Annotated in this window: 2 protein-coding genes; both read left to right on the top strand. The window is 43.7% G+C overall.

Going from position 1 to position 1,999, the window contains the following annotated elements; translation table 11 throughout:
- Nucleotides 1–60: 60 nt before the first annotated feature.
- Nucleotides 61–723, top strand: a complete 663-nt coding sequence (locus WB217_RS10460) for a 5-bromo-4-chloroindolyl phosphate hydrolysis family protein (RefSeq protein ID WP_423993171.1) — start codon at nt 61–63, stop codon at nt 721–723.
- A complete protein-coding gene (locus WB217_RS10455) occupies nt 720–1,898 on the top strand; it encodes a toxic anion resistance protein (protein ID WP_423993170.1) in 1,179 nt (392 codons plus the stop codon). The genes WB217_RS10460 and WB217_RS10455 overlap by 4 nt, the downstream gene beginning before the upstream one ends.
- Nucleotides 1,899–1,999 lie beyond the last annotated feature (101 nt).

The raw sequence follows: 1,999 nt of genomic DNA, 5'->3' as shown, positions 1-1,999 counted from the left end.
TGAAACGTTGACCGTGTGTCAATCGTATACATAGGAAGGATTCCATGAAGGAGTGTATTGATGATGAACCCGATTCTTTCATTTTTTGTCCGTACCTTGGCAGCCATCCCGGCAACGATGTTCGTTTGGCTCCTCACCTATACAGGATTTGATCAGCCATTTGGTGTGTCTTCCCTGATTGCGATCGCAGCCGGAGGGCTGGTTTATTTCGGTCTCGGCAGCTTTATGAAGAACAAATTTTTGAAAAAACATGGCCTGACGAGAAGGGAATATAAATATATAAAGAAAAATCTTGATGAGGCAAAAATGAAGATCAAACGCCTGCAAAAGGTCCAGTTTTCAATCCGCCATATCCGGTCGCTAAAGCAGCGAATGGAACTGATCCGGATGATCCGGAATATTTATAACCTCACCAAAAAGGAACCAAAGCGATTTTACCAGGCGGAGCAGTTTTATTTTTCACATCTGGATTCTGTCCTTGAACTTACCGAGAAGTATGCCTTTCTAACTTCACAGTCAAAAGTGAACCGTGACATGCAGTACACACTCGAAGACACCCAGCGAACTTTGATTGATATGACAGGGGTCGTAGAAAAAGACCTCTACCATGTCCTGTCCGATGATTATGACCATTTGAATTTTGAGATAGATGTAGCCAGGCATAGGCTAAATTCGGTAAAAGAAACGAAATACCTTGATGAAAAATGGAGGACGAAAAAATGAACGAGAAAGACCTCGATTTATTAAAAGACAGTGGCAATATCATGGATGATATCCTGGCAAATCCCTTCGGTGAGAAAGGGGATAGTGCTATGAAAGCAGTTAGTCCGGAGCAGGAAAGCAGGCCGGTAAAGCTGGTCGATGTTCTTCCGGAAGAAAATCGCGCAAAGGCGTATCAGCTGGCAGAGCAGATCGACCCGAAGAACCACCAGGCGATGATTATGTATGGAACACAGGCACAGGGGAAATTGCTTTCGTTCTCGCATGCGATGCTTGAACATGTCCAAAAAAAGGATGTCGGTGAAATTGGCGAAATCATCAGCGATCTGATGAAGCAATTGAACCATGTGAGCCCGGATGAATTGCGTGCGGAGAAGCCTTCTTTACTCTCAAGGATGTTCGGGAAAGTGAACGGTACCATTCAGGAAGTGCTGTCCAAGTATCAGAAAACCGGAGCTCAAATCGATCGAATTAGTGTAAAGCTCGACCGCAGCAAAAACGTTCTGTTATCTGACATTGGCATGTTGGAAAAATTGTATGAAACAAATAAAGAATATTTCCAGGCGCTGAATATTTATATCGCAGCAGGGGAAATAAAGCTGGAAGAGCTTCATGAAAAAACGATTCCTGCGCTGAAAAAGGCTGCAGCGGAAACGAATGACCAGATGAAGTTCCAGGAAGTCAACGACATGATCCAATTTGCCGACCGACTTGATAAAAGGCTGCACGATTTGAAATTAAGCCGTGAAATTACAATTCAAAGCGCGCCCCAAATCAGGCTGATCCAGAACACGAATCAAGCGCTCGTCGAAAAGATCCAATCATCAATCGTAACGGCGATTCCACTTTGGAAAAACCAGGTTGCGATTGCTTTGACATTAATCAGGCAGCGACATGCTGTTGAAGCACAAAAGCAGGTTTCCAAGACAACCAATGACCTGCTGCTGAAAAACGCGGAAATGCTGAAAACCAATACAATCGAAACAGCAAAAGAAAACGAGCGCGGCCTGGTCGACATCGAAACATTGAAAAAGACCCAGGAAAACTTGATTTCAACACTGGAAGAAACATTGCGAATCCAAGAAGAAGGCCGCACCAAACGCCGCATGGCCGAACAAGACCTCGCAGCCATGGAAAACGAACTTAGAATAAAGCTTCTCGAGATAAAAGGGAACTAAGAGAGTAGTGCGCACCTTCATTTCATAGGCGAGTTATTTAAAGAACTTATTATCTTATTGATTAGCAGTCCAACAAGTCTAAAAATTGGACTGCTTTTTAT

Origin of the sequence: Mesobacillus sp. (assembly GCF_049588175.1) — a bacterium.
Lineage (GTDB): Bacteria > Bacillota > Bacilli > Bacillales > Cytobacillaceae > Mesobacillus.
The sequence above is the reverse complement of the archived record's forward strand: the minus strand, read 5'-3'. Positions and strand labels throughout refer to the sequence as shown.